This window comes from Rhizobium sp. SEMIA 4085 (assembly GCF_013004495.1).
GTDB classification, from domain to species: domain Bacteria; phylum Pseudomonadota; class Alphaproteobacteria; order Rhizobiales; family Rhizobiaceae; genus Rhizobium; species Rhizobium gallicum.
In genome coordinates this window covers 1-6,508 of sequence record NZ_JABEPH010000345.1, presented here as the reverse complement: position 1 = coordinate 6,508, position 6,508 = coordinate 1, and the positions used below count along the sequence as shown (strand labels likewise).

At 57.9% G+C, this 6,508-nt stretch carries 5 protein-coding genes; 1 reads left to right on the top strand and 4 read right to left on the bottom strand.

Translation table 11 applies throughout. The features are described from left to right. The 4 genes from C9413_RS25850 to C9413_RS25835 form a co-directional block, all read right to left on the bottom strand. Positions 1–935 (bottom strand): ABC transporter permease (locus C9413_RS25850; protein WP_170251088.1); only part of this gene is annotated, 935 nt, incomplete at its 3' end. Between the two features lie 11 nt (positions 936–946). After that, entirely contained in the window at positions 947–2,557 is a 1,611-nt protein-coding gene (gene ggt, locus C9413_RS25845; RefSeq protein WP_040114787.1) for a gamma-glutamyltransferase, read from the bottom strand. Further along, on the bottom strand, positions 2,554–3,408 hold the full coding sequence (locus C9413_RS25840) for a hydrolase (RefSeq protein WP_040114788.1): 855 nt from the start codon (positions 3,406–3,408) through the stop codon (positions 2,554–2,556). The genes ggt and C9413_RS25840 overlap by 4 nt, the downstream gene beginning before the upstream one ends. 58 nt (positions 3,409–3,466) lie before the next feature. Next, a complete protein-coding gene (locus tag C9413_RS25835; protein WP_040114789.1) occupies positions 3,467–5,041 on the bottom strand; it encodes an ABC transporter substrate-binding protein in 1,575 nt (524 codons plus the stop codon). Between the two features lie 189 nt (positions 5,042–5,230). Between C9413_RS25835 and C9413_RS25830 the strand changes: the two genes are divergently transcribed. After that, complete coding sequence (locus C9413_RS25830; protein ID WP_040114790.1) at positions 5,231–5,998, top strand: IclR family transcriptional regulator; 768 nt, start codon at positions 5,231–5,233, stop codon at positions 5,996–5,998. Positions 5,999–6,508: the final 510 nt, after the last annotated feature.

Here is a 6,508-nt window from a genome sequence, read left to right as displayed (position 1 = left end):
GTGTAACAGACGTCGATGATGAAGTTCAGGACGACGAAAAGCAGCACCATCATCATCAGGTAGGCGACGATGACCGGACGATCGAGAAGATTGATCGAGTCGATGATGAGCTTGCCCATGCCCGGCCATGCGAAGATGCTTTCGGTCACGACCGAAAAGGCAATCAGCGATCCGAACTCCAGGCCGATGATGGTCACCACCGGGATCATCAGGTTCTTCAGGACATGCACGGTGATAACCCGCCGCTCTCGCAACCCCTTGGCACGCGCGAACTTGACGTAGTCCTGGGGCAGGACTTCCTGCACGCCGGCGCGGGTCAGTCGAAGAATGAGGGACGTCTTGAACAGAGCCAGATTGAAGGCGGGCAGGAGAAGATGTCTGAGGCCTTCCTCGGTCAGGAAAGACCATTGTGCACCGAACAGTTCCGCGGTCGGGCCGCGGCCGTTCGTCGGCAGCCAGCCGAGCTCGACCGAGAACACCATGATCAACATGAGCCCGACCCAGAATGTCGGCAGCGAGAAGCCCAGGATCGAGCCTGACATGATCAGCTTGGACGAGATCCGCTGTGGGTAAAGCCCGGCATAAAGCCCGAGTGGCAGGCCGACGACGATCGCAATTCCAAGTGCCGTGATGGCCAGCTCGAGCGTTGCCGGCAGACGTTCCACGATGAGCCCGAGGGCTGGACGGCCGTAGACGAAACTGTTGCCGAAATCCCCGTGCAGCAATCCCCGGAGGAACAACAGATACTGCTTCCAGAGCGGTTGATCGAGACCGTAATGGGAGATGACGCGGGCGCGCTCCACCTGATTGGCATCCGGATTGATCAGGATGTCGACCGGATTGCCAATCACGTTGACGCCGGCAAAGACGATGATCGTCATTGCCACGATGACGAACAGTGCCTGTATCAACCGCCTGGTAATGGAAGTGACCATTAAATCTCTCCTTAGGCGACGGAGATCGCCATCCCGTCTCGCTGCGGATCGGCGGCGCCCTTGGAGACACCTCCTTCGATCTTGATCGCATGGACCGCGGCGAATGCATATGTCTGCGGTGACCGTGCCACCTTGTAGCCCTGCGCTTGCAGGTCGCTTTCGACAGAGTGTCGAATGCGGTTGCAGATGTCGATCGTGTTCGACACGCCAACAATCCTTGGTGCCGAAACGGCTTCGAGTACGGACATGTCGAAATCAATCATGTTCATCAGGCACTGCGCAACCGCAGGTGCGATGTAGCTGCCGCCGGGCGCACCGATAACGATGCTCGGTTTGCCGTCCTTGAAGACGATTGTCGGTGCTGCAGAACTGGGGCGGCGCTTGCCGGGGGCGATGGAGCCCGGCTTGCCGGGGACCGGATTGAAGCGACTCATCGTGCCATTGTACATGAAGCCCAGGCCGGCGGTGATGGCGCCGGAGGGACTGCCGAGCGTGTGGGTCATCGCGGCGGCGTTGCCGTCCTTGTCGATGACAGAGATGTGCGTAGTGTCGCGCTGCGAGCGCTCGAGGCGGTCAACGCTCGCGATCTCGCCAGCCTTGATCGCAAGAGCATGCGCCTGTGCATGCTCCCTCGACAGCAGCTTTTCATAGGGAACATCGACATAGGTCGGGTCCCCCATGTGCGCGTCCTTGTCGATCGTCATTCTCTTCATGGCCTCAAAGAGGATGCGGACATGCTCGGCGCTGCTGTGCTGCATGGAGCCGACGTCGAACTCTTCCATGATGTGTAGCAGTTCCAGCATCGGGAAGCCCGAGCCGGGAGGAGGGGAGGTCGCAATTCGGTTGCCGCGATACTCGCCCCAGACAGGCACCATCCGCGACAACTCATACCTCGCCAGATCTTCCTGGTCGATCAGTCCGCCGTTGGACTTGAAATCAGCCGCGATCTCCTCGGCCAGTTCGCCGTGATAGAAAATGTCGGATCCACCGCTTCTTGCGATCCGCTCAAGCGTGTCCGCCATGTCCTTGTTGAAGAGAAGTTCACCGACGTTCTTCAACGATCCGTCCTCGTGGAAATAGACCCTTCGGCCGGTATCGGAAAAACGCAGCTTGTCGATCGTGTTGGCAAAACCGTCAGCCGACTGGTCCTTGGCCCAGTACCAATGCATGTGATTTCGGATCATGAAACCTTCGCGGGCAAGGCGGACGGCTGGCTTGATCAGGTCGCCCCAGTCGAATGTGCCGTAGTCCTTAAGAGCTGTCTCGTAACCCTTGAGCGAGCCCGGCGTGCAGACCGCGAGATAGCCGATATCCGAAATATTGCCGTCGAGTACGTAGCCGAAGCCGTCGCGGCTCTGATGCTTGATCTTGTCCAACCACATGTCCGGCGTCGCCTTCAGGGGCGCGCGGGCATAGAATTCGAGGACCTCGTGCACGCCCTTTCTTGGCATGTAGACGTGCATGGAGCCGAAGCCCCCGATTCCGGCCATCTGCGGATCGACCACGCCCTGGACGAAGGCGCAGGCGAGCGCCGCGTCGATGGCATTGCCGCCACGCTCAAGAACTTCCGCTCCGGCTTCGACCGCTTCCGGCTGTGGGGCTACAATGGTTGCATTCTTCATTTCGCGCGCCGGTCCTTCAGTACCTTTGCCAGGAAGGTTTTGACGTAGCCAAGAACCTTGATCCGGTCATGGGAGACACCCGGAATGCGATCGAAGGTCACGTCGACGCCCGCATCGCGGAACGATTGGGCAAGGGTGGCAAGGCGCTCGGGGCGAGTTGTGCCGGCATCGTTTGCGCCGGCCATGTAATATTTGCCGCCTGGCTTGTGGGTGATTTCCCAGGTCTCCAGATCGGCGTCCCCCACGATCATCTGCACGGCAACCTTGGCCAGTTCCTCTGGCTGGAACGACTTGCCGAAGCGGACCTCCAGGTCTCGGATGCCTACCCACCAGTCACGTGTCGGATCGAGAAGGGTTACCGAACCTGGAGCGCCAATCGACGCCGCCCAGAGTTTGTCCGGATGCAGGATGGCAAAACGATGGGTGAAGTGACCGCCGCCGGAAAAGCCGAACATAGCGAACTTGGACCAGTCCTGTCGGTACTTTTCGGCCATCTCCTCGACCATGGCGATGACGACGCGGTCATAACGGATATCGCCTTCTTCGAGGAACTTGTAGCCGGAGCGCGCACCGTCACCCAGCACGCCTACCGGGAAGATCGGGCATAGGATGGCGCAATCGTTGTAGAGCCCGAATTCGGCAAAACCGTCCCGAAAATCGATCGCGGAGGTGCGGCCGGTACCATGAACGGCGACAAGCAGGTCGAGCTTGCGGCCGTCCGCGGCTGTCGGCGGAACATACAGCACCATATGAAGGCGGGGATCGACTTGAGATGCGAAGATGGCTGTCTGGCCATAGTCATAGATGGCCTTCGCACGGGCGACGGCCTCGCCCGTTCCAAGTTCCTGCATAAATGGCTCCTGGGAGATAAAAGAGGGGCTGCTGTGTTGCAGCCCCATGCTGCTGGACTTAGTTCGCCGCCTTCACTTCATAAGCGAGCGTATATTTGTCGCCGCGCGGCGTGTAGGAGACGGTCTTCTTCGCTCCCAGCACGACGTTTTCGAAATGCATCGGGAGGAGCCAGAATTTGTTAAAAGTCAGAGCCGACAGTTCCTCGAGCAGGGGAGCGCGTTCGGCTTCGTCGAGCGTAGAGCTCGCCTTGGCCAGCACCTCGTCGATCCTGGGATCAGACACGCCGCCGCCATTATACCGGCCGGTTCCCTTCTTCTCATCGCGCGTCGCAACAAGCGCGACAGTGGGATTGGTGGTTTCACCGGTGTTCACACCCCAGGAGCCGAGATAGGTGCTGTAGGTGCCTTTCGAATAAGCTTCCGAATACATCGCCCACGGCAGGACCTCGACTTTCGAATTGATGCCGATGCGCGTGAACATCTGACCGACGGCCTGCAGTACTTCGGCGTCCTTGACATAACGGCCGGACGGGCCATGAAGGGTCAGGCTGAAGCCGTCAGGGTAGCCGGCTTCGGCCAGAAGCGCCTTGGCTGCGGCAGCATCGTAGCTCACTTTCTCGACCTTCTTGGAATTGCCCGCATAACCCTCAGCCACGAACTGGGCGGCGACCGTTCCGTTCTTCTGCATGACGCGGTCGACGATCGCAGGTCGGTTGATCGACATCAGCATCGCGCGGCGCACTCGTTCATCCTTGAGCGGGTTTTTGTCGAGATCGGAACCATCCGCAGCTTTCACGAAAGGCGAAACATCACGGCCGACATCCAGGCCAAGGTAAACGAAGCGGGAGGACTGGCCGTTGATGATCTGCAGGTCTTTGGTCGCTTCCACGCGAGCCATCCCATCCGCAGGAAGGGTTTCGATAATGTCAATCTCGTTGGAGAGAAGCGATGCCAGACGCGCGCCGTCATCGGGCAGGAAGCGCAGTGTGACATTTGACCAATGCGAAGGGTCGGCGAAGTAGTTGTCGTTGCGCTTCAGCATGAGATTGCTGCCCGGGGAATAGGAAACGAACGAATAAGCGCCCGTTCCAATCGCACATTTTCCATTGTCGAAGTCCTGAACCGGCGCATCCTTGCAGTCGGCGCTGATGATGCGAATTCGACTGACGGAATTGAGGAGGATCGGATCTGGAACCTTTGTTTCGACGACGACGGTATAGGGATCCTTGGCCGTCACGTTCGCAATGTTGCGGGTATAGGAGGCAAAGCCCTGGCTCGACTTGTCGCGGGCACGCAGAAGCGACGCGATGACGTCGTCAGCGTTGAACTCGCTGCCGTCATGGAATTTGACACCTTCGCGCAGCTTGAACTCCCAATGCGTCGGATCGACAGTCTTCCACTCGGTTGCGAGTTCCGGCTTGTTTTCCGACGTGCCGGTGAGGTTGATCAGGCTATCCCAGATGTGCCGGGACGTTGCATTGTTGGGTGCGGAGCTATCCTCATGGGGATCGAGCGTCGTCGGCGTGGTCGACATGCCGATCGTCAACGGCGTCTCCTGCGCAGCGACCATGGCAGGAGTAGCAATCATGGCGAGCAGCGTAATCGCTGCACGCTTCAATGTCTTTGCGGTCATCGTTCCAATCCCAGTTGCTGTTTGATGCCGACCCCGTATGGGTCGGAATGAGTGGGTTCCCGTCCACTGTTGACTCAAATTGGTAAAGGGCGTGAAAGGGAACTGTCAAATGGAAAACGAGCGTGTTACGATAGGTGTAATGAGGATTTAGAGCCTCAATGTTGCCTGAAATTTGGAAGGAATGTAGGCGTGAGGGACGATGGATCTTCGGCAAAAAGTAATATAGTACAAGCCGTTGATGTCTGCATTGACGTTCTGTTGAACGTCGCCAAAAATCCAGATGTCAGGCTGACCGAGATCGCGCAAAATACAGGGGAGACGAAGCCAAGAATATTGCGGATGTTACGCACAATGGAACGGCGGGGTCTAGTCAGGAAGAGCGAAACGGGCACCTATCGTTTGGGCACGACAGCAATCGTGCTCGGGACTGCTGCATCGACGCAGGTCGATCTGGTTCGCATCGCCAATCCAATTTTGGAAGAAGTCGGCCAGAAGGCGAACGAAACGACCCAACTGCGTATCATCGACAATGGGGAATCCCTTTGCATCGCCAAGTTCGAGCCGATGCGAGATCTGCGCGTTCAGGCGATGATCGGTCGCCGACGGCCACTGACTGCCGGCTCCTACAAGGTCCTTCTGGCGTTTCTCCATCCCCAGGTGCAGTTGCAAATGATTCCGGAAGCCTTGCCGCGTCTGACCAGGCGCACGATCACGGATCGCAACAAGCTGATTGCCGAATTGGAAAAGATCCGCCGCCAGGGATTTTGTGTAAGCTACGGCGAAGTAAGCGAGCAACTGGTTTCCGTCTCCGTGCCGGTTCTGGCGTTCGACGGGTCGGTGATCGCGGCGGTGAATGTAGGTGCTCCCGCATTCCGGACGCAGAAGAGCGATGTTGATCGCTACATTGTTTTGCTAAGAGATGCTGCAAGCAAGATATCAGCCCGGCTGGGGTGGTAGCGTTTTTTGCTGTCGCGCCATGTGGGACCTTGTAAAAGAGGTCGTCGCCGGTTCAACTCCCCTCAAGACGTAGGAGTACAGATAGCGTAGCATGATAATGTTAGCGATTTTTCGCAATCTGCGTACGCCATTTGATATCGACATGGCGTGACATAATAGTGAATTCATCACTGAATCACGAGGCATCTGATGCAACCGCTCTTCGAGCATGCCATACTGATAGATGACCTAGCTTCGCCGGCAATCCCCAACAGAGATACAAGCGCTGCCCAGGCGAAACTATCGGCTGCAATCCTTGAGGCTCTGGGTCCATTCCGGAAAGGCAAGACGTTGCGCGTCGAAGGAACTGAACAAGAGCTACAGCGGTTCGCCAATGCGGTGACGTACAGATCATCAAACTTCGACCTACCTCTGGGAGCCTGGAGGTAGGCAGATGACGATAGCTCGAACGGTCCGGCCGATTCACGTCGAGGATTTCAGCGGCACAGAGTTCGAACGCCTGGTGTTTGC